The following is a 23,531-nucleotide window of genomic DNA, read 5'->3' as shown; positions in this document are numbered from 1 at the left end:
ACCGCCGACCGCGGCACGTCGGTCCACAGCACGCGGGTGAACGGCCCGTCCAGGTACTCGAGTTCCTCAGCCGTTTCGGCGAGGTTGTCCCGCATCTGCACGCGACCCGCGCTGCTCGTGTCCAGCGGGCCGCCCAGCCAGATCGAGTACCGCACCCGCGGCAGCTCCAGCGCGCCCGGCAACGGCACAGGTGCCGCAGGTGCCCAGTCGTTCAGCGTGTCCTCGGGACGGTCGGCCAGCCAGACCCGGTCGAGGATGTCTGCCAGGTTCTCCGGCGCGGTGTCGTCGTGCGACGGCGCGGGCCTGCGCATGTCCAGCAGGTCCAGCAGATGCATTCCCTGTGCGGCGGTCAGACCGGTGTAGTCGTGGCCGCGCAGGAACTCCGGCGCCGGCGGCGCCGACAACAGCCCGAACAGATCCGGCTCCGGCACGTCGGCCACCTGCTGGGGTGCTGTCGCCTCCACCAGCTCGTCCAGCAGCTCATCGGCCGTGGTTCCGCTCCCTCGGGCCGAAGCGAAGTCGGCTCCGCCGTCCAGTCGCGGCCGCTCTCGCAGCGACGACTCCTGCCACTCCCGGTACCTGCGGTCCAGCCGCCGCGGGTCGTTGCCCCACGCACGGAGGTCGGCCTCCGCCCGCTCGACCCGGCCCAGCGCCGCGTCACGCGCGGTCGCCAGCTGCACCAACCGGGCGGCGTCGCTGGAAGAGCCCACGCCCTGCGCCACGCGGGCGGCCAGCTGGTCGTGGGCCGTTCTCGCTGCGGAGAGTTCCTCACGGGCCCGCAAGAGCTCGCTCCACGCCTCTTGTCTCGACGCCGGGAACGTGGCCGGATCGGTGATCAACGACGCGATGGGCACGACCCTGCCGCCCGCGTCGTCGTCGAGGATCCGCAGTCGCTGGTCCGAGTTCTGTTGCCAGGCTTGCGTGATCGAAGCCGCAGGCGGGGTCGTGGTCTCGACGTCCACGGTGACCACCGCACGCCGGCGCGCCTGCTTCGCGGTCATCCCGTCCGGCAACGACCCGTCGCCGAGATCACGGCCGTTGGACGTCGACACGATGTCGACGACCTCGTCAACGCGATCGCGGCTCTGGTCCAGCTCGTCCGCGACGGCGTCGCTGAGCGCCTCGACGACGGCCTCCGCACGCGCCTTGCCCGACCGCACCGCCTGCTTGGTGTCGAGCACCGAACCGTTGCCGTAGCCCACGACCGTCGCCCGCGGCCGCGGCAGGCCGCTCCCCTGCCGTGCGACAGCGGCCCTCGCCAGCAACGCCGCGATCGGGGCCAGCTTGGGCCGTTCCTGCTCCGGGAACGTCTTGACGCCCTCCGGGAACAGGATCTCCTGCCGCGACACCGGTTCCTCGTCGCTGCTTTCCTCCGGCGTGTCCTCTGGCAGTGCCGCATCGTCCACAGGCGACGGTGCGGAGGCGTGCTCCATGGTGGCAGGCCGAGTGAACTCGGCCAGGAAGCTGGTGACCGGTCCGTCTTCGACGGTGAAGAGCCGTAGCGCCTCCGTCGGCAGCTCGACCGCGCGCTCCTGGCCCAGTGCGACCAGTTCGCGGTCGGTGACCGTGCGCACCAGCTCGGCCAGCTCCGGCCGTGACGCCAGATACCCCAGCGCCGCCGTCCACACGAGATCCGGATCGTGGTGCCGCGCCACCGCGTCCGCGATCACCGTCAGATGCAGGTCGCCATTCCGGTTGTACAGCTCCCGCACCAACGTCTGGACCACCCGCTTGGTCAGCTCCAGCGTGGCGTCGACGTCCTCGGTCCGCACGGAGGCCGGCGGCCGTTCCCTGCCGGTCCAGCTCGCCCCGCTCACCACCGGTGAGGTGTAGGGAGGCAGCTGGTCCGCGCGCTCCCAGCCGAGCCGGGTGGCGAGCGTCGCGAGGTTGTCCGGCCCGGTGCGCAGCATCACCGAGTGCCGCCGGGCGAGCAGATCCGGTACCGCGAAGAACTGCGCGGGCCCGAAACCCGCGGCCTCGGCCAGCAGGTCCCGCTGCGGCCTGCGGTAGTTCTCCCCGATCAGGTCCAGGAACACGGACGCGACCGGATGTCCCTTCGGCATCAGCAACACGTCGTTGCCCTGCGAGTTCTCGTGCTTGTGGATGCCGAACGCGGCCTGGGACTGGAGCACGCGTTCGATCTGGACCCGGTCCTCCGGGGTCGTGACGTACTCGCCGTCGCTGTAGAGCCCGCCGAAGCGCTGCAACACCGTCAGCCTCAGGACGTCGCTCGCGGCGGCGTAGCCGTGCCTGGTCTGCTTGGCGAGCTCCGCCTGCAACGCCGCCTGCAACGGCATCGGGCTCTCGGCGTTGAACACCTCGAACACGTTGACCAGAACGATGTCGTTGCTCTGCGCCCAGGCCAGCATCTCCCGCACGCCGCTGAGCGGATCCTCACCGTGCGCCTCGGGGAACAGGCGCGCCTGCTCGAACGCGGAACGGGGCACGTCCGTCCACAGCACACGGGTCATCCACCCGCCCAGTTGCCGCGCCGACTGCGCGAGGTTGTCCCGCATCTGCACGCGACCCGCACTGCTGGTGTCCAGCGGACCGCCCAGCCAGATCGAGTGCCGGACACCCGGCAGCTCCAACCTGCCCGGCAGCGGCGGGACCGCACCCGGTGCCCAGTTCGTCAGCGTGTCCTCGCCACGCCGCACGACCATGACCAGGTCGTCGTGGTCGGCCAGGTTCTCCGGCGCCATTTCCTCGTGCGTCGGCGCGGACCGGCGCAGGTCCAGCAACTGCAACAGGTGCAGGCCCTGGCGCGCGGTCAGGCCGGCGTAGTCGTGTCCCTGCAAGAACTCCGGCGCTGACGGTGCCGACAGCAACCCGAACAGGTCCGGCTCCGGCACATCTCCCACCAGCCGCGACCGCGTGGCCTCCACCAGCTCGTCCAGCAGCTCTTCCGGTCCGAAGTTCGGGATCTTGACGTCCGGACCGGGTGTGTCGCCGGCGCCGCCGGGACCGTTGACGTCCGGGTTGACCTGCCGCTCGGCCGGGCCGCCGGTGACCGGGTCGACGCGGGTGGGGGTGATGACCTCGGGGTTCGGGCCGCGCTTGTCCAGCAGCCACAGGTCGGCCGGCGTGACCAGGGCACCCGGCCCGCGGGCCTTCGCGCCCATGATGCTGTTGTCGTCGACGATCCGGCCCCGGCCGACCACCTCGACCGTGCCATCGGTGTGTCTGACGGTCTTGCCCTTGGCGTTGTGCTGGAAGATGCTCGGGTTCTCGTCCGGTCCCTCGGCGTAGGTGTCGTCGAGGCCGCCGAAGTGCCCGCCGATCTCGTGCGCGAAGTGCACCGGCAGCGCGTCGATCGGAATGGTGAGCTGGTTGGGCCGGGTGCCCGCCGGGCCGACGGTGACGGTCCCGGTGGCAGCCGCCGGATCATCGGTGAACTCGACGTGGACGTTGAGCTGGTCGCCTCGCGGCAGGGCGTGACCCTTGTTCCAGAACTGGTCCATGCCCCGCTGGGCGTTCGCCTTGAAGGCGGTCAGGTCGTAGCCGTGCGGGTTCTTCAGGTGGATGCGGAACGTGCGGTCCTGCACGATCGTGCTCGGCCCGCCGTCCGGGCCGGGGAACTCGAACCGCCTGGCCTCGTACGCGATCGGGCTGCGCCACGTCCTGAAGTCGAACCGGGGACTGCCGTCCTCGCCGAAGGTGATCTTGCTGTCGTCGGTCAGACCGCCCGACTCACCGAAGAACCGGGTGGGTGCCACCAGGTCGCGCACCGCGTTGATCCGGTCGGCACCCACCGGGTGCGGATGCGTCGCCCAGCTCGCGGCCGGGTCGTCGAAGCCCCGCTCGCTGTGCCGCCACGACTCGTCGGCGAGCACCTTCTCCCCGCTGCTCCGCTTGGGCCCTGCCTCGACGAGCACGAAGTGGCCGCGCTTGTCCACGTTGATCGCGGCGAAGACCGGAACGAGGTTGATCGTCTCCGTGGGTGCGAAGACCTCCCGCGTGACCCCGCGTTCGAGCAGGACCCGGCGGAACTCGAAACCCGCGCCGCCCGGCCCGTTGAGCTGACCCGACTCGCACGCCAGCAACACGATCGGCCCGCGCGGCCGTTCCCGCGCGACCTGCTGGAACCTCTCGTCGGCGAGCACGATCTCGGCCAGCGTCGCGCCGTCCACCCGCAGCACAGACCTGTCGCCGGTCCTGACCTTGAACGCCGTCTCCCCTGCGTGCAGGTAGAGGTAGATCGGCTGTGCGTCGGGATCGTCGCTGGCCCACGGGACCGCGTGCGGCGTCGACTTCGGCGCCGTCCCCGCGGCCTTCTCCGCCGCCTCCTGGGGAATCAGCGAGCTGTACTCGACGACCGGCTTCGCTGTGGTGCGCGAGGCCCACCACTGCGCACGATGTTCGTCGCCTTTCTTGCTGGGCAACGAGATCCCGATCGGAACGCCGTCCTCGTCCGCCATCAGGTTCGGCTCGACCTCGCCGAGCCGGAACGTCGTCGGCTTGCCGAGCAGGCCGGTGCGGGCCGGCAGCAGCGGGCGTTGGTCCACTTCGGATGGTTGGGCCGGCGGGAACCCCGGCGTCTTGGGTCCGGCGAGCACGGCGTCCTGCTGGTACTCGTTCAGCCAGGTGCGTTCCGTGCCGGGTGTGACGGTGAGAAGTGCCTGCGCCGCATCGGGAAGCGTGACCTGGCGCAGCTGACCTGAGTCGAGCTTGCGGTCGGTGACCGTGCTGACGAGCGAGGCGAGCTCCGGGCGTGCCGCGATGAAGCCGAGCGCGGCGGTCCAGACGACGTCCGGCCGCGGATGCCGGTTGACCGCGTCTTCGACGAGGGTCAGGTGCAGGTCGCCGTCCCGGTTGTGCAGCTGGCGCACCAGGGTCTGCACGACCTTCTTCGTCAGCTCGGCGGTTCCCGCCCGGTCGAACGACGGCGCGGCTCCGGGCGGCGGCGGCTTCAGCCAGCTGCCGGCGCTGTTCATCCTGATCCCGGGGATGCCGGGGTAGTCCACGAGCAACCGCCGGTACCCGAGCTTCTTGGCCAGATCGAGGAGCAGGTTGGGGCCCGTGCGGAGCATTACCGAGTTGCGGTGGACCCGCCCCAGCGGCGAGTCGAAGAATCCCGGTGCGAAACCGGAGACGTAGGACGGGAACAGCTCCTTCTGGGTCTTGCCGTAGTTGGCGCGGATCTCGTCCAGGTAGAGCTGGGTGAACGGGTGTCCCTTGGGCAGCACGAACGCCGAGTTCCCCGCCTTGCCGTCGCCCTCCTTGTTGACCGCGAACGCTTCCTTGGTCCGGACGAGCTCGTTGACCTGCTCCAGGTCCTCGATCTCGTTGTCTCCGTCGGTGTAGACGCCGCCGAACCTCGCGAGGATCTCCATGCGCAGGACGTCGCTGGCCGCGGCGTAACCGGGGCCGGCCTGCTTGGTGGTCTCCGTCAGGTAGAAGGGGTGCAGCTGCATCGGGGACTCGGCGTTGAACACCTCGTCCACGTTGATCAGGCGGATGTCGTTGGCCTGGGCCCACTCGCGCATGCTCCGGACATCCGCGAGCGGATCCGGCTCACCGTCCGCGGGTGCCGGGGTGTCACGCGCCAGGTCGAACTGGCTGCGCGGCACGTCCGTCCACAGCACGACATGCATCATGCCGCCGTACTCGTACCCCGCGTTGCCGTAGTTCTCACGGAACCACGCCATGGTTCCGGCGTCGCGCAGCGGGCCGCCCAGCCAGATCGCGTGCAGGAGCGCCGGCAGCTCGACCGGGTTCGGCAGCGGCGGGACGTCGTCAGCGGGTGCCCAGTCGCGCAGCTCCTCCTCCGGCCGTTCGACAGCGGTGACCCACGCCGTCTCGTCCGTCAGCTCGGCGGGGTCCAGAGCCTCCGCGGTGGGGGTCTCGGCCGCGACCATGTTCAGCGTGTGCAGGAACTTCACCGACTGCCCCGGGGTGAGGGCGGAGTAGTCGCGGCCGGCGAGGAACGGCGGCGCGGGCGGCGGCGTCAGCAGCCCGAAGAGGTCCGGGCCCAGCAGGCCGGTCACCGACGCCGAGGGCACCACCGCATCGTCGAGGTCCTCGATCAGCTCGGAGAGCGAACCCGGATCGGGGTTCTCGTGCTTGCTGACCTGGTACAGGGGCGTGCCGCCGTCCAGCCGCGGCCGTTCTCGCCGCGAAGCGGTCAGCCACTCCTGCCACCGCTCGTCCACCTGCCGCGCGTCGTTGCCCCAGGCGCGGAGATCAGCCTCCGCCCGCTCGACCCTCGCCAGTGCCGCCTCGTGCAGGCCCGCCAGCACCACCAGCTGCCCGGCGTCGCCGGAGCCTCCCACGCCCTGCTCCACACGAGCCGCCAGCCGCACGTACGCCTGCTCGGCATCGCCGAGTTCGTTGCGGGCCCGTTGGAGCTCGGCCCACGCGTCCGCCCTCGTCGCCGGGAACGTGGCCGGATCAGTGACCAACGACGCGTTGGGCACGACCCTGCCGCCCGCGTCGTCGTCGAGGATCCGCCGCAGCTGCTCCGCATCCCGTTGGAACACCCCTCCGGTCCGGCCGTCGGGCGGAACCGTCGTCTCCAGGTCCACGGTGACCACCGCACGCCGGCGCGCCTGCTTCACGCTCATCCCGGCCGGCAACGGGTCGTCGCCGAGATCGCGTCCCTGGGACACGGGCACGATGTCGACGGCGTCGCTCTGGTTCAGTTCTTCCGCCACGGCCGAGCTGAGCGCCTCCGCGGTGGCGTCGGCACGGGCCTTGCCCGACCGCACAGCTCGCCGGGGGTCGAAGACCGAGCCGTTGCCGTAGCCGACAATCGTCGCCCGCGGCCGCGGCAGACCGCTCCCCTGCCGTGCGACAGCCGCCCTCGCCAGCAACGCCGCGATCGGGGCCAGCTTGGGCCGTTCCTGCTCCGGGAACGTCTTGACGCCCTCCGGGAACAGGATCTCCTGCCGCGACACCGGTTCCTCGTCGCTGCTTTCCTCCGGCAGGGACTCATCGTCCACAGGCGACGGTACGGGGACATGCCGCATGGTGGCCGCTCTGGTGTACTCGGCCAGGAAGCTGTCGATCGTCGCGTCCTCGACGGTGAGGAATCCGTCGACCAGCCCGGGCAGCGTCACGGCGCGCTCGTCGCGCTCGGTGATCAGCTCGCGGTCGGTGACCGTGCGCACCAGCTCGGCCAGCTCCGGCCGTGACGCCAGATACCCCAGCGCCGCCGTCCACACGAGATCCGGATCGTGGTGCCGCGCCACCGCGTCCGCGATCACCGTCAGATGCAGGTCGCCATTCCGGTTGTACAGCTCCCGCACCAACGTCTGGACCACCCGCTTGGTCAGCCCCAGCGTCGCCTCGCGGTCCTGCGCCGAGATCGAGGCTGCCGGCCGTGCCCTGCCCGTCCAGCTCGCTCCGCTCTCCACCCTGGCGACGCCGAAGGCAGGCAGCTCCTCCATGCGCTGCCAGCCGAGGAGGGTGGCGAGCGCGCCGAGGTTGTCCGGACCGGTACGCGCCATCACCGAATGCCGCCGGGCCCGCATCGAACGTTCCGTGAAGAACATGTCGGGCGAGATGAACCGCATGGCGCCCAGCAGGTCCCGCTGCCCCCGGCCGTAGTTCCTGCCGATCAGCTCCAGGAACACGTCCGCGACCGGATGCCCCTTCGGCATCGCCAGCACGTCGTTGCCCTGCCACATCCCGTCGTTGTTGACGCCGAACGCGGCCTGCGACCGGAGGACCCGCTCGACCTCGGTCAGCGTTTCCGGTGTGGCGACGTACTCGCCGTCGCTGTAGAGCCCGCCGAAGCGCTGCAACACCGTCAGCCGCAGGATGTCGCTCGCCGCCGCGTAGCCGTGCCCGGTCTGCTTGGCCAGTTCGGCCTGCATCGCCGACTGCAACGGCATCGGGGCGCCGTCGTTGAACACCTCGAACACGTTGACCAGGACGATGTCGTTCTCCTGTGCCCACGACAGCATTTCCCGCACACCCGCGTCCGGGTTCTCGAACGCCGCTCGTGGCACGTCCGTCAGCAGCACGCGGGTCATTCCCCCACCCAGCTGCTGCGCCGTGCTCGCGAGGTTGTCCCGCATCTGCACACGGCCCTGGCTGCTGGTGTCCAGCGGGCCGCCAAGCCAGATCGAGAACCGCACCAGCGGCAGTTCCAGCACCTGAGGCAGTGGTGCTACCTCACCCGGCGCCCAATCGGTCAGCGCGTCCTGGTGACGCTGTTCGACCAGCACCCGGTCGCCGAGATCGTGCAGGTTCTCCGGCGCCGTCTGCTCGTGCGACGGGGCCGGGCGGCGCAGATCCAGCAACTGCAACAGGTGCAGGCCCTGTCCCGCCGTCACGTCCGTGTAGTCGTGGCCCTGCAAGAACTCCGGTGGCGGTGGTGGCGACAGCAACCCGAACAGGTCCGGCTCCGGCACGCCTCCCACCAGCCGCGAACGGGTCGCCTCGACCAGCTCGCCGAGCAGTGCGGCGGGCGCGAGACCTTCCGGCTGGGTGAACCACGCCGGCGCGGGCTGCTCGGGGGCGAGCTCCTGCGGGACGGCCTCGCCCTCGCCACCCGGCAGGTTCGAGAGGTCTGGGGCCCAGGCACCCATGAAGTCGTCGCCCGAGAACACCGGGAAGGCGGTCTCCTGCGCGGGCACCACCGGCCCGTCGTCCCCGGCAACGTCGTCCCCGGCAACGTCGTCCGCCAGACCCGAGAAGTCCGGAACCCATGCGCCCATGAAGTCGTCGCCGGAGAACGCCGGGCAGGCGGTCTCCTGCGGGGCCGCTGGCCCGTCGTCCCCGGCAACGTCGTCCCCGGCCACGTCGTCCGCCAGACCCGAGAAGTCCGGAACCCATGCGCCCATGAAGTCGTCGCCGGAGAACGCCGGGAAGGCGGTCTCCTGCGGGGCCGCTGGCCCGTCGTCCCCGGCAACGTCGTCCGCCAGACCCGAGAAGTCCGGAACCCATGCGCCCATGAAGTCGTCGCCGGAGAACGCCGGGAAGGCGGTCTCCTGCGGGGCCGCTGGCCCGGCGTCCCCGGCAACGTCGTCCGCCAGACCCGAGAAGTCCGGAACCCATGCGCCCATGAAGTCGTCGGAGGAACTGGGGAACCGGGGCGCCAGCGGAACGGTCGCGGGAGCCGCCGCAGCGTCACGCAGGTGGACGACGGTCATCCCGGTCCAGTCGGTGGCCCGTTCGACCGACACGACCTCGAAGGACGCACCCGGCGGCACGACCGTCACGTCGTTCTGGGTCCCGTTCACCGCGATCCTCGCCACCTGGGTGTCCAGGACGAACTTGACGTTGCCCGAGGTGCCGCCGACGAGCATCGTCGGCTCGGTGACGATCTTGCCCTGTCGGTACGCGTCCAGCTGGGCGGCGGACCGCCACGTCGTGATCTCCACCGGGCCGTCGGCGGCGGGCCTCCTGCTCAGGGCCCGCAGCGCACGGAGACGCTTCTCGTGGAACGCACGGGCGTCCTGAGTGGACAGAGAGGCGTGCTCGCCGTTGCGGTCGTCGACGAGGTGCTCCATCGCGAGCGTGTCGTCGATGCGGCCCGGGCCCGGGTCAGGGCCGGCGGACCCGGTGAACGGCGTCGCGAGCGTGGTGGGGGTGGCCTCGACCTGGCGCAGCGTCACGTACAGCCGGTCGCCGTCCTCCTTCACCTCGACCACGTCGAACTCGGTGCGCGGCGGCAGCATCACCTCCTGCTCGCTGGGACGCCGCGATACGCTCTCGACGCTGGCGCCGTCGTGGACGATCGCCTTGACGATCACTTTGCGGTCGTTGTACAGCGTGTCATCGCCCCGCATGGCGCGGAAGAAGCTCGGGTCGGCATACCGTTCGCCGACGACGAAGAGCTGTTTGGCCTTCTCCACGCTCAGGCTCATCACCCGCGTCACCGGCCCGGTGTAGCGGGTGGGGATGCGGGTCAGCGCCGACGACAGCAGGCGGGTCAGCGAGGGCGCGTGGTCCGGGTGCTTGGCGCCGTGCAGGAAGCTGTCGATGAACGGGTAGTGGGTTGACGAATAGGCCCGGATGGCAGCCAGTTCGGCCTCACCCGTCGAGGCCAGGTACGGGTGGCTCCGCAGGACGGTGGCCACCTCGTCCAGGTAGCCGGCCATCTCCGGCTGCGCGCGGAACTCCTGCTCGTCCTGCGGTGAGGCGAGGAAGCCCGGCCCAGGTCGTTCGACCCGAGGCGGAGGTGGCGTCGGCCGCGGTTCGTCACCGACGAGCGACCGCGCGCGGTCCCACAGCAGCTGGAGGTTGCGCGGTTCCAGCACGACGTCGCCGGTGACGGCCGCCGCGGTCATCAGGCCGCGTCCGCCCGCGACCCGGCCGGCGCCGTCGAGGTGCTGGAAGATCGGCGGGTCGATGCCCGCCTCCTGGTCCTCCCGGACGAAGTACTCGTCGTACAGCCCGAGGAAGTGTCCCAGTTCGTGGGCGAAGTGGACGTCGTTCCCGTCGGCGGGCCAGTGCGTCTGGTCGGCCGGCGTGCCGGGATCGGTGACGAAGATCGTGCCGTGCGCGTCGGCGCGGTCGGTGAAGACGACGTCGACGAGCAGCTGTTCGCCGTTGGGCAGCCGGTAGCCCCGGTTGAAATGACTGTCCACAGCGGACTTGACCCGGCTCTGGAACGCCGTGAGGGCGACCTGGTTCTGCCCGGCGTTCTCCAGGTGGAGGCGGACCGTGTGCAGGCGGACGGGCACCTTCGTCCCGTCCCTGGTGATCTCGCCGGGCTGCAGGTCGTAGCCGATCGTGCCGCGCCAGAGCCGTCCCGCTCGGGTCAGCCCGCCGTCCTCGGACGAGACGACGGTGACCGGACTGCCGCCGATCTGGTCGCGAACTTCCTGCAGTGACAACGGGTTCGCGGCCCGGTGGTCGGGCGCGATGGCCGGGTCCGCCGATCGCCACCACTCCTGCTGAGCCCGCTCGCGCCCCCAGCGACCGGACGGACGGGCCGTTCGGCGCGGCGATCCGCCGACCTCGTCCCGCACGGTCCGATCGACGGGTGCCGGCGCGCTGAGCAACAGGGCGGCGGCCCGCTGTGCGTCCGCGGGCTCCGGCATCGCGGCCGCCCAGCGACGGGCCAGGTCGGCGTGCGTGTCCGCGTCGGTCTCGGTCCCCGCGCGCCAGGCGGTGTCGAGGGCCTCCAGTTCGTCCAGCACGGCGTTCAGGTCCGCGTGCGCACCGGGGACAGCGCGTCCCAGCCTGGCCAGGATCGCCGCCGGCGACGCACTGGTCCTGGACTGCATCGCCGTGGTGAACGCCTGCTCGAATTCGCCGGACATCGCGAACATCGCGTCGGCGAGCGCGTCCGGGTTCCCGGCGAGATCCCGGAACAACAGGTCCTCGCGCAGCGCCGAACGCACCGGCGCCGCCAGGTCGAGGAGGGCGAGCTGGGTGAGCCTCCTGGGCAGCGGGGCCTCCGGCTCGTAGCCGAGGTCTTTCAGCGACGCGACGTCGGTCAGGATCTCGCGAAGCCGTCCGGGCGGCAGCGGCCGCACCGCCGTGTCACCCCGGGACGGCACGAGGGTGGCGAGCAGCAACGCGTCGTTCGCGAGTGCCCGCGCCTTCCTCCGCACCACGCCGTCGATCGTGTCGTCGGCGAACACCTCGTTCACCTGCGCGAGCACGTCACCGAGCTCTGCCGGCCGCGCTTGCGGCGTCAGATCACCCGTCCCCGCCAGCAGGGAGAACTCGGCCAGTGCGGTGCGCAGCTCGCCATCGGGGAGGCGGAGCTGACTCAGGCCCTCGGTGTTCTGGTGGTAGGCGCCGACCAGGTCCGCGAACTGATGCGCCGAGGCGCGGCGTGGTGCGACGTCCGGCGCGGGTGAGATCGGGAACTTGGGATCCGCCACCGACTGGATCCCGCTGCCGGACGAGGAAGCGGCCGACGGGCGGTGCGGGGTGAAAGTCGTCTTGCCGTTCGGGTTCGGGTTCGCGTCGAGGTGCAGGTCGGGCCCCGGTGCCTTGCCGCCCTTCCGCTTGGGATCGACGAACGGCTTGAGGCGCTTCGGCTTCTCGCCGTCGCGGTGCACGACCAGCGGCCGGTTGAGCTCGGTCGCGAGCAGCCGCCCGGCGAGTTCCTCCGCCCTGGCCGCCTTGTCGTTGTCGGCCTGCTGCTCCTGCGTGTCCTCCTCAGCCGCGGTCTCGGTCTCGGTCTCGGTGACCGGCGTGCCGGCGCCGTTGCGCCGGAAGCTCTCCGGGAGCTCGGTCACCGGCGTCGGTCCCGGCTCGACGAGCGCCTTGACGAGGTGACCGAACGCCAGGCCGTGCTCCTGCCGGAAGTTCGCGATCTGCGTGATGATCCCGGCCGGCGCGCCGGAGCCCTGGCGGATGGTGTTCAAGCGCAGTTCGGTCGCCGGCGTCCTGGCCGCCGGTGTGCGCTTCGGCTCCAGGGCGAGCGCCCTGTGCACTGCGGCGAACAGGCCGTCCGGCCTCGGGTCGGAGGCGAGCGGCAGGCTGCCGTGCTCCAGCGAGCCGAACGCGCGGATCACGTTGCTGTTGTTGTCCGACAGCGCCATGTTCAGCACCGTGGCCATCTTCTGCTGTTTGGCCGCCGGGTCGATGTGCCCCAGGTCGGCCTCGGTCCTCTGCTTGGCATCGCCCCCGCGCGGCGGGTACTCGGTGGTGGTGTCGATCTGGGGATCGACGCCCATGTGCCCGTGGCCCTCGATCGGTGCGGAAACCGCCTTGTTCAGGACGTTCTTGTCCTCCCAGGCGAGTTTCAGCGCGTCGGTCTTCGAAGGCGTCCAGCCACCCTCCGACCCCCGGTGCGTGTGGACCTCGGTCTCGGGGTCGAAGTCGTACTCGTGCCTGATCAGCTGCTGGGCTTCGCGTTGCGCGTGCGACTTCGTCTTGGGGTTCGGCCGGCCGTCCTTGCCGGGCGGCTTGTCCTGGAAGTCGTTGCGGATGTCCGCCGCCGACGTGTCGGCCTTGGCCGCCTTGGCGTCCTGCGGCTTCTCACCGCCGTACAGACGGTTCGGCACGTTGTTGAGGGCGACGTGCGTCTGCGGCCACGACTTGCCCTCGCTCTTCGCGAACCCGAGCGCGATGCGGGACAGGTCGGTGCCCACCGCGCCGTCCACGAAGTCGGTGGAGAAAGTCACGCCGCGGTACGGGTTGCGGTTCGTCTGCCGGTCGACGTCGATCCCGGAGTCGACGACGGCTTCGTCGCCGGGTTTCGGCGGCGGCAGGTGGTTGCGGTGGATGTCGACGAGCTCTCCGCCGGCGAAGACGTTCATCGACTTGCCGAGGCCGTTGAACTCGTTGTCGCGGTCGCTGAACCTCACCGAGTTGTCGACCAGCGGGACGATCGCGTCGACGAACAGGTTGGGCTCCGGTGCGTACGGCAGCAGCTGGGCCGAGTCGCCCAGCCGGACCCGTGCGTCCATGTCGTCGTTCATCGCCTGCTGGAACTTCTCCACGAAGTCCGGCCGGTCGAGCTCCCTCTGGGCCGTGTCCAGCGCCTTCAGCCTCTTCGCCCGGTCCTCCGCCTTCAGCGCGCGATCGGCCTTGACCTCCCTGGTCTCCTTGGTGATCCGCTTCTGGACGTCGGTGCGGAGTTGCCCGGGGTCGCCGACGCGGTAACCGCCCGCGTACATCAGCGGCCGGATCGGGCGGATGCCCGGCGGGTTCAGCGAGTCGGTGAAGTGGGTGAAGACGTCCTTGCCCGACGGCACCCGGCGCGAACCGGAGTCGAAGTCCTGCATCGACAGGTACGGGTGGGTGCCCCTGCCGATCAGCGCACCCACCGCGAACCGCGTGGCCGGGCTGGTCATCGTCTCGTTGCGCATCCGGCCGAACGGGAACTCCTCGACTGCCTTGACCTCCGGCAGCGGCACGATCGCGATCGGCTCTTCCCGGTGCGCCACGGCGTTGTTCGCCGCCTCGATGTGGGTGGCCATGTCCGCGTTCGAGCCGGCACGGCCGTTCACCCCCACGACGAACACCATGTCCTTGCCGATCGGCCCGGCGTCCCTGGTGATGGCGTCGATGACCGCGTTGATGTCGCCCAGCTGGTTGTGGCCGACGATCATGTTGATCACGAACGAGGGTCGCCTGCCGCCCTCGACGTCGTCCTTGAGCCGCGCGAGGTAGGTGTTCCTGGTGGGCAGGTCGAACGGGCCGTTCGCCAGCTTCGCGAACTCGGCGTTGTAGGAGAAGTCGATGTCGCCCAGCGACAGGCTTTCGAAGTGAGCGGCCAGGTTCTCCGACTGGCTACCGCTCACTGCGCTCACGTCGACGTCCATCGCCGTGTCCGTGTCCGTGCTCCAGGTGCGCGGACCCGGCTTCCTCTTGGTGCGCCGGTCGTCGGTCAGCGAGGTGTCGCTGTCGCTTTCCTCGTCGCGGCGGTGCTTCGGCGTCGAGGCCGAGGAGGACGGCGGCACCGTGACGGGGCGGGTCGGCGGCGCGGTGCCGGGCCGGGTCGCCAGGAAGTCCGCGGCCGACGTCCGGACCACCCGCACCGGTTCGCCGAGATCCGGCCCCAGCGTGATCTCCGTGCCCTCCTCGGTCAGCACGCGCAGCCTGACGTTGAGCGCGACGGCGACCTCGTCCGGGGTCGCGGCCGGCCCGAGTGACGCGCCTGCCTGCCTCAACTCGTCCTGGCGGGTCCGGGAGTCCGGCGCGAGCGTCATGGTGACCGCCTCCACCAGGTTCGCTGGTGTGCCGACCGGGAAGACGTCGATCTCGTCGCGCCTCAGCACGTACCGCTGGGCCTCGCTGAGCACCGGTCCCGCCGCGGCCGGCTGGTCGTCGCGGTGGTAGGAGTCGGTGAGACGAGATCCCAGCTGGTCGCGCAGGATGCGGTGGATCATCCAGCTGTGGCGGGGCAGCAGACGCGGGACGCCGCGCTCCGGGTACGCCACGTCCGCGCCCATGATGCTGCCGCCGCCGGTGATGACAGCGCCCACGCCGTCGTCCGCGCGGCTCAGCAGGACGCGGTTCCTGTCGTGCTCCTCGTCGACCACGCCGAGGTAGTGGAGCAGTTCGTGGGCGAGGACTTCCGGTGTGGCGTCGGAGCGCCAGACGTCCTGCCTGGTGCCTTCCTGCTCGTCGGTGCTGACCACGACTTCCTGCGGGCGGCGGGACTGGCCGCTCTCGTCGGTCAGCGGATCCGCGGTGAACTCGGCCCGCACGTGCAGCTGGTCGCCGCCGGGCAAGCGGTAGCGCTGGTTGACCAGGGTGTCGAGACCGGTCTGAGCGCGTTCCTTCAGTTGCGCGAGTTGCTCTTCGGTGACGCCGGGGCCGCGCACGAGGTTGATCGGCACGGTGAACTCGGTGACACCACGCCCGTCGACGGTGAACCGCTGGACGGCGTAGTCGATCAGACCGTCGTACCGCTTGTCCCTGGTGGTGAGCAGGGTGGTCAGCACGTCGGCGGCCTGGGTGCGTACGGCCCACCTCGGGGTCTGCGCCCGCTGGTCCTCCCACTGCGCCGGGTCGAGCGGGTTCGCCGCGCTGAACCAGGGTGCCTCGGTGGCCCGGCTGTGCCGCCAGCCCTCGTCCTCCGCGGTGCGGGGCGCGACGGCGGCTCGCCGGGCGAACTCGGTGTCCAGCACGTCCTTCGCGAGCCACCACGCGTTCTGCTTCGTGTCGACGAAGTCCAGCCAGGCCGCCTGCAACGCCGCCTGGGACAGGGCGACCTGGTTGACCGCGGCGGTCCACCGCGCGGTCAGCTCCAGAGCACGGGTACGCGCGGCGGCCAGCTCCTGCCGCTGCTCCGCGATGATCGCGACGGCGAGGTCGTGCCGCTCCTTCTCGTTCTCGCGCTGGACCTTCACCTCCAGCGCCGACAACGCGGGATCCGGCCAGTAGGTCAGTTCCTTGATCCTGCGCGCGGATTCCTCCGCGACCTGCTGCGCGAGGAACAGCTCTCCGTCGGGGCCCTCCCACGCCGCTTCGAGCTCCGCGAGTGTGCGCTCGGCGTTGGCGCGGATCCGGCGCAGATCGCCGAGCTGGACCTGCGCGGCCTCGGCGATCGCCTCGGCCTCCCGCAGTGCCTTCTCCGCGACACCGGAGAACCGCTCGTGACGATCGGCCGGCGTCAGCTCGGTCAGCTTCTGCCCGTGCTCCCCCAAATCTTGTTGCGCGGCCTGCAGGTCTTGCTGTGCCCTGGTGACCTCCTCGGCCGCGGCGTCCCTCAGCGTCCGCGCCGCCTCGACGTCCGCCGGCGCGCCGTCCCGCGCCTGCCGCTGCCGTTCGAGGACCCTCGTGGCGACCTCCAGCCGGGTCTGCGCCTCGCCGAGCCGCTGCGCCTCGCTCCCGTCGTTCGCGGACTCCAGTTCGTGGATCTCCCGCGCGATGTCGTGCGCCGTCTGCTGGAGAACGAACATCGAACCGGCCGGGCCGTCCCATGCCGCTTGCAGCGCGGCGGCCCTCGCCTCGGCGGTGTCCACGCGCCGGCGCAACTCGTCGTGCCGGACCTGCGCGGCAGCGGCGGCCTTCTCGGCGGTCCGCACGGCGTCTTCAAGCACACGCCGGGCACGCCGCGCCTCCACCGTCTCCTCGTCCGGGTGCGTCCCGTCGTAGCGGTCCTGGGCGTCCTGGACGTACGCCGTCCGCAGCAGCTCGACCGTCCGGGCCCAGCCGTCGCCCACCCCCAGCTCCCCGACGAGCGCCTCGGCCCTGGACCGCTGCCGCCGCGCGCCGATCTCGGCGTCCTGCCACGTCTTCGCGGTCCGCGTGACCCGTGTCTGACGGGACCTCAGCACCCGCGAGACGGCGGTGCCGGAGACGTTCTCCGCGTCGGTGACCGGCATCCGCACGTCCGCCGAACCGGGCAGCGTCACGTCCACGACCTGTGTGCGCCCGCCGGCCCGCACCACGACCCGGTAGTCGACGTCGAACCGCACCAACGCGCTGCGCCCGGCGTTCTTGAGGTTCGCCACCGCGGACGTGCTCGGGTCGTCCGGCGCCGAGTCGACCGGCTGGCTCACCGCACGGAGCTGCACCCCGCTGAGGTCACCCGCGATGTTGCGCGGCGTGTTGGTGGCGATCACGCCGGGTACGCCGACAGACAGGTCACCACTCCCCACGACCTTGCGCTCCGCCACGGTGAGCTTCGACTTGGACGTGGGGTTGTCCAGCGTGACGCTGTCGCTCAACGCGACCACTCGCGGCACCCTCAACCGCGCGTGCACCTCGACCTCAGCGCGCTTCCCACCCAGCACCGCCGCCTCGCGCAGTGCCGGCACGGGCAGGCTTTCCGCGGTCATCGACGGCAGGAACGCCTGCAGCACCTGCGGGCTGAGCGTCGAGGACAGCGCGTTCACCGCGCTTGTGCCGTAGTCGGTGATGCCGTCGCCCGCACCGGCTCGCTTCAGCGCGTTCCGGACAGCCTCGCGCAGTTCCGCCGCTGCTCGCACGGACTCGACCGATGCTTGGTCCGGCAGCTTCGGCACGCCGCCCAGGCGCCAGGTGTCCAGCGACGTGGCCGCGTCGGCGTCCTGCTCGGTGACCACCGGTGCCTGGTCGTTGGACGGCTGGGTGACTGGCAGCTCGGCGTCCTGCTCGGTGACCACCGGCGCCTGGTTGGCCGGCTGACCGGCCTGCTCGACGTCCACCGGCGCCTCGCCGACGGACGGCTGGCTGACCGACGCTCCACCGCCCTGCCCGACCACCGGCACCTCGCCATCAGGCGGCCGGCTGGTGGTGAGGTTGTCGGCGGGCACGCGGATGCCGAGCGTCCGCTCCCCAGTGCCCACCGACGCGACGACGGAGTCCTTGTGCCGCACCTCGAGCGTGAACTCGACGGGGATGTCGAACAGCGCGGCCGGTCCGCTGACGGTGCGCAGCCGCGCCTGCTGGTCGGTGGTGATCTCGATGGAGTTCTTCTCCGCGGCGAGAGCGGCCGATCCGCCCGCGGCGCCGCCGGCCGTCGTCGTGTGCTGGGCGTCGGGAGTCTCGTGCGTTTCCCGCCCGACCGCCGTGCCGAAGACCGACCACGACCTGGTCGTGCCGTCCACCGTGATGACCCGGCTCGCGTGGACCGTGTTGTGCTCGATCGTGCGGCCGTCGTTGACGACCTCGCGGAACTCCGGCTCGCCTAGCGTCTTCGCCTTCAGCAGCACCTGGTAGCCGTTGCTGCCGAACGTCACGCCCGGTAGGTGGGCGTGCAGCGGGATGCCGCCGTCCAAGGCACTGTCCACCAGCGCCTCGACTCCGTCCGGGGACACGAGGTCGAGCAGGCGGCCCCAGTTGTTCATGGCGTCGTTCAGTTGCGCGTCCGGCAGCAGCGGCACCGCGGCCCGTGCCAGCTCGTCGCTCAGCCTCGGCACCAGGTCCGACAGGTCGGGCAACTTTTCCACGACTCCCAGGCCCAGCGCGCCGGATCCTCCTGCGGGCAGTGTCGCGGGTGGGACGAGGCGTTCACGCCGTTCGATGACGGGCTCGGGCGCGTCGGCGGGCAGCAGGCCGTATCCGCGTGCCTGGTCTTCCGTGAGCCACACGAGTGCCGAGCCGGGCAGGTCGACGAAACGTGCGGCGACCCGCGGATCGGGGCTTTGCACGACGTTCTGCTGCCGCGACTCGGCGAGCACGGTGAACCCGATGTCGAACCGCGCCAGGACCCTCCGCTCGCCCGGTGCCGTCGTCACGGTGCGGTCGATGTTCGCGGTGACGTCGGTGAGCTCCACGTCGATGTTCGTCTTCGACCACGGCTTGACGTTCACCGCGCCGATGCCGGTCGCGGTGGGGTTGTCCTTGGCGGTGCCGACGACCGTGGTGCCTGCGGTGACGGTGGTACCGCTCGTCTTGACCAGGCCGCCCTCGAACCGCAGCCCGCCGGAGGTGGACCGGTCCGCGGCCGCGTCGTCGGTGACCCGCACGAGGCCGGGGTTGGTCAGCCGCGCGACGACGCCCACCTTGCCCACCCGGTCGGCGAGGCGCCTCGGGTAGACCAGCTCGTCGCTGACCACACCGCCGGTGAGCCTGCGCAGCGAGGCCTTGAGGTTGTCCGGGCTGACCATCTCCTCGACGGCGGTCCACGCGTCGCTGCCCGGCAGGGTGAGCGCGCGGTCACCGTCGGAGGCCTCCAGCAGAGCGGCGCGCACCGCGTCGCGGACCATGTTCGTGTGCACGACGGTCTCGACGCCGACCCAGTCGCTGACATCGGGCGGTGGCAACGCCTTGAGGTGCTCGCCGATCGAGCGCGGCGGCACGAGTGAGTGCACGCGCCGCTCACGGACGGGCTCGCCCGCGGCGGGAGCGGTGGACGAGGTCAGGCTGTCGGGGACCCACAGGGTGTAGTTCGCCGGCAGTTCGTGCGCGTCGTCCTGGTCGATCGAGCGCGGGTTCTGGGTCTGCGTTCCCGGGAGCATCGACCTGAGCAGCTTGCGCGGCCGGGAGTGGGAGGTGATCTCGACGACGAACCTCGCCTGGTGCTCGAACACCTGCGCAACGGGGTCGCCGACGACGGTGCGGGCCGCCTCGGTGATCGGCCCGCCACCGAGACGGGTCGTGGAGGAGCGGCCGTACTTCACCGCGCCCGCCGGCACGATCGCGAGCTTCGACGAGAGCGACTCGGTGACGACGACCGTCTTCGCCTCCGGCCCCGCCGTCCAGCCCCGGCTCGTCTCCGCGGCGGCACCGGTCGCGGCTCGCCTCGTCGCGGCGTTGCGCACCTTCCGGTCGCCGACCTCGCCGACGTGGGTACCCGGCTCTGACTCCAGCCGGACGGTGATGGTGACCGCGTCGCGCGAGAACACGTCCTGGTGCTTGAGCGTGACCGACACGCCGGGACCCATCAGCGCGTCCAGCCGGTTGCGCAGGGCCTCCGGCGACAGTGCGGCCGCGAGCTTCTGCTCGTTCTCCAGCATCTGCCGGACGTGCCTCGTGTTCGCACGCTTGCTGCGGGAGTTGTCGTTCTGGCTGTCCCACGACGGCAACAGGTTCGCGTACCGGGACACACCCCGCAGCCGGCGCCTGATCTCCGGCACGACGGCCTCCGCGCCGTCGAACCGGCCGACCTTGACGTTGCCCGCCGCGAGTCGCTCGTGCAGGTGGGCGGGCTCGAAGCGCGGCGGACCGGATCGCTCGATGCGGCCGTTGGCGCCGCCGGGCGGCTGCAGGCCCAGCTCGGCCGCCTCCGCGGCGCCGACCCTGGCGTACACCACCGCGGTCTGGTTCTCGGTCTGCTTGCCGTCGAGCGACTGCACGACGATCTCGACGTCGAACCGGTAGAGCCCGACGTCGCCCTGGAGCCCGATGCCCGTCGTCGTCGACGACGTGCGGGCGGACGTGGTGAAGTGCGTGGCTGCGGCTGAGCGTCCGCCACCAACGCCGACTCCGACGCTCGCCACCCCGGGAACGACGTCGAACCCGTAGCCCCCGGAGAGCGACGCGTCGAAACCGCTCTTCGTGTACGCGGTCGTGGCCGACCCCGCGGAGGTGGACTCCTCCAGCCGCAGTGCGGTGTCCGCGGTGGGACCGACGAGCTCGGCGTACCTGAGGACGGCCTTCATCCGGACCTGGCCGGTGCGGTCACCGTCCTCACTGGACAGTGCAGGCGAGTTGACCCAGCCCGTCAGCATCGCGCCGAAGTTGTCCCGGATGCTCGCCCCGCCCAGGAACGTCCGCAGCGCGTCCCGGCCAGGGGCACCGACCGCGGTGACCGAGCGGTGCAGCAGATCGGCGGCCGCGCCGAACACGCCGGCCACCTCGGTGACCGCCTCCGCCACCGGGTGCTGGAGCCTGCGCCCGGACTCCTCGTTCAGGACAACGGGTTCCTGCCCCTCCGGCCGCGTGATGCGCACCAGGTTCTCCGGGACGCGCACCACGACCTGACCGGTCTCCGGCGGGCCGGCGGCCGGCGTTTGCTCGAGCTCGTTGCCGTGCTCGTCGCGGACGGTCACGACGAACTCGACGTCGAGCTCGACCTGCCGCCCCGCACCCGAGTCGATAGTCCGTTGGTCGTGCGAGGACGTCGTGACGGCCCGCGCCGCACCCGGTGTGGCGAACGAGACCTTGCCGCCGACCGTGACGTACGGACCGGTGCCCGGCGCCTTCACCGTGACGGAGCCGCCGACGTCACCAGCGGTGCGCCCGGTTCGGTTGTCGGTGTTCGAGCCGCCGCCCTTGACCGTGAGGTGCGACCCGCCGCTGTCCGGGCCGGCCGGCCTGGCAGCACGCACGACCGCGCGCACCTCGACCTCACGCCGGTTCCTGGAGGTGCCGACCGAGAAGAACATGCCGCCCAACGCGGACTCGAACCCGTCCCTGACGGCGTCGGTGATCTCGTCGACCTCGTCGCCCTCGACGTCGGGCAGCGCATGGTGCAGCTTCGCCCGGAGCATCTCGGCACACTTCACCTCGACCACGGAAGCGGACCCGAGCGACCTGCCCTCGGCCAGGAACGGCGCCAGGTCGGCCAGGGTCAGCTCCTGACCTGGCTCCACAGCGGCGTTCGCACTCCTGACCGGCGGCAGAGGCGGCGGTTCCGGAATGGCCGGGGCCGCGACCTCTTCTTCCACTGTGGACTGTGCCGTGTCCGGCGCCGCGGTGAGGACGGGACCGGCGGGCTGGTTCTGGCTCTCGGCCGCCGGACTCGCGTTCGCGACCTCACCGGCCGACTCGGTGGTGTTCGGGGCTTCGACCGGGTTCACCGCGACCGGGTTCGACTCGACCGGGTTCGACTCGACCGGCGCGGCGCCGGCGGAGGACGGCCCGCCGGCGTTCGCCTGCTGGCCGGAACCTTCGGCCGACATGGTGCGCTGCGGGGCGGGGCGCGTGCGAGGACGTTCCTCGTCCTGCCGAGATGCGTCCTTGTCCGAGGTCCGCACGTTGCCGGCCGCGTTCTTCGCGTCGGACTTGCTGTCGGACTTGGCGTCGGACACCGTCCTCGTGTCCGTCGACGTCTTGGCGTCCGTCGACGTCTTGGCGTCCGGCGACGCCTTGGCGTCCGGCGCGGACTTCGTGTCCGATGTGGACTTGGTGTCCGGCGTGGACCTGGCGTCGGAGGCCGCCTTGCTGTCGGGCGACGCAGCCTTCACATCGGAGCCGGCCTTGCTGTCCGAAGTGGACTTCACCTCGGACGGCGTGTACGGCGGCGGCGCACCCGGAGCCGACTCCGCGTACGCGGGCGGCCTGTCCGACGCGACATCGGTGTACAGAGGCGGCGGGTCCGACTCCGCCACGAAGTCGGGAGAGTCCTTGCCCCCGAACATGCCCTTGATCGACGTCATCATCGCGTCGAGGCCCTTCTCCCCGACGCTCTCGATGCCGTGACTGACCGCACCACCGACCAGGCCGGCGACGAAGCCCATGCCGTAGTCCTCGCCGCTGACTTCCTCTCCGTTGATCGCGGCCATGGCGGCCTGGGACATCACACCGGAGACGCCCTCGGCGAGGAACATGCCGCTGAACGCTGTCGCCTTGGCCGCGAGGTTGCCGCCGAGGTGGTCGTTCACACTGCGGGACATCACGTCCGGCACGTCGTCGGAGAGCACCCGCGTGACGTCCTTGCCGATCTTGTCCGAGTGCGGCGCCAGCACCGAGCGGAGATCGTTCTTGAACGCATCGACGCCACCGTCGCCGTGCCTGCCCCAGTTGCCGACGAACTTCTCCGCGTAGTCGCGGCCCAGCTGCCGGGCCGCGTCCTTGCCGAGGGTGTCGCCGAACGCGGTCTCGAACCGGTCGGCGACCTCGTTCGCGAACTTGTCGCGCTGCCACTTGGTGAACGCCGTGCCGGGACTGGTGAGCTCGCTGCCCGTCCGGCCGGTCAGGGTGTGCCCGATGTCGCGGAACCACGTCTTCGTCAGGTCGTCACCGGCACCGCCCGGCAGCTTGACGTCGTTGATCTTCTTCAGCAGGTCTTCTGTGGTGAGCTTTTTGAAGTCCTTGCCCAGCAACCCACCCAGCTTGCGGCCGAGCTGCTCGCCGAACTCGCCGACGACGCCGCCGAGCAGACCACCGACCACACCGGAGATCAGCGTGCCGGTGGTCGCCTCGCGGTCCCACGTCTCGCGTTCCTTCTGCAGCCGCTGCACCGCGACGTCGACGATCAGGCCGCCGGTCGTGCCGATGAACATCTCGAACACCGCCGCCCGCGCCAGCAACTTGAACAGCGCGAGCAGGTACTGACGGGTGGCGGCGTACTGCCAGGTGAGGTTCAGCATGGACAGGCCACCGGTGGCGGCGGCCATCGCGTACTCCAGCGCGATCTCCCACGCGAGCAGGAAGAGCTGGCCGATCGCGGAGTACTTCGCGTACTCGACCTTCAGCGCGATGTCGTCGCAGTTGTCGGAGATTCCCTTGGTGCCCTTGGCGAGCTCGTCGACGAGGCTCGGAGAGCCGCCGGCGAGTCGCTTCATGCTGTCGTCGAACGCCTCGGCCGCGTCGGGCATCCCGTGCCTGTCGGCGATTCCCCGCTTGGTCCGGTGGATGAAGTCCGTCAGCCCGAGGATCTTGTCCGTGACCTGACCGTACTCCCGCCCCACCGCGCGGAACTTGTGCTGGTTGGCCGACGGCCAGTCCACCCCGAGGATCTGGAGGAGGGTCCGTGCCCACTCCGGCAGATCACCGAAGTCGCTGCGATCGACCTTGACGGGCACCGGACCTCCACGAAGAACACCACTTCACCCGAGGCAACGCAGCCCGGTGGC

General features: G+C 71.0%; 1 pseudogene. It reads right to left on the bottom strand.

Annotation, left to right across the window (positions count from 1 at the left end):
• Positions 1-23,480, bottom strand: a pseudogene (locus tag LFM09_RS21855) (hypothetical protein); the annotation flags it as partial.
• Positions 23,481-23,531 lie beyond the last annotated feature (51 nt).

The organism is Lentzea alba, from assembly GCF_047445655.1.
Lineage (GTDB): Bacteria > Actinomycetota > Actinomycetes > Mycobacteriales > Pseudonocardiaceae > Lentzea > Lentzea alba_A.
The sequence above is the reverse complement of the archived record's forward strand: the minus strand, read 5'-3'. Positions and strand labels throughout refer to the sequence as shown.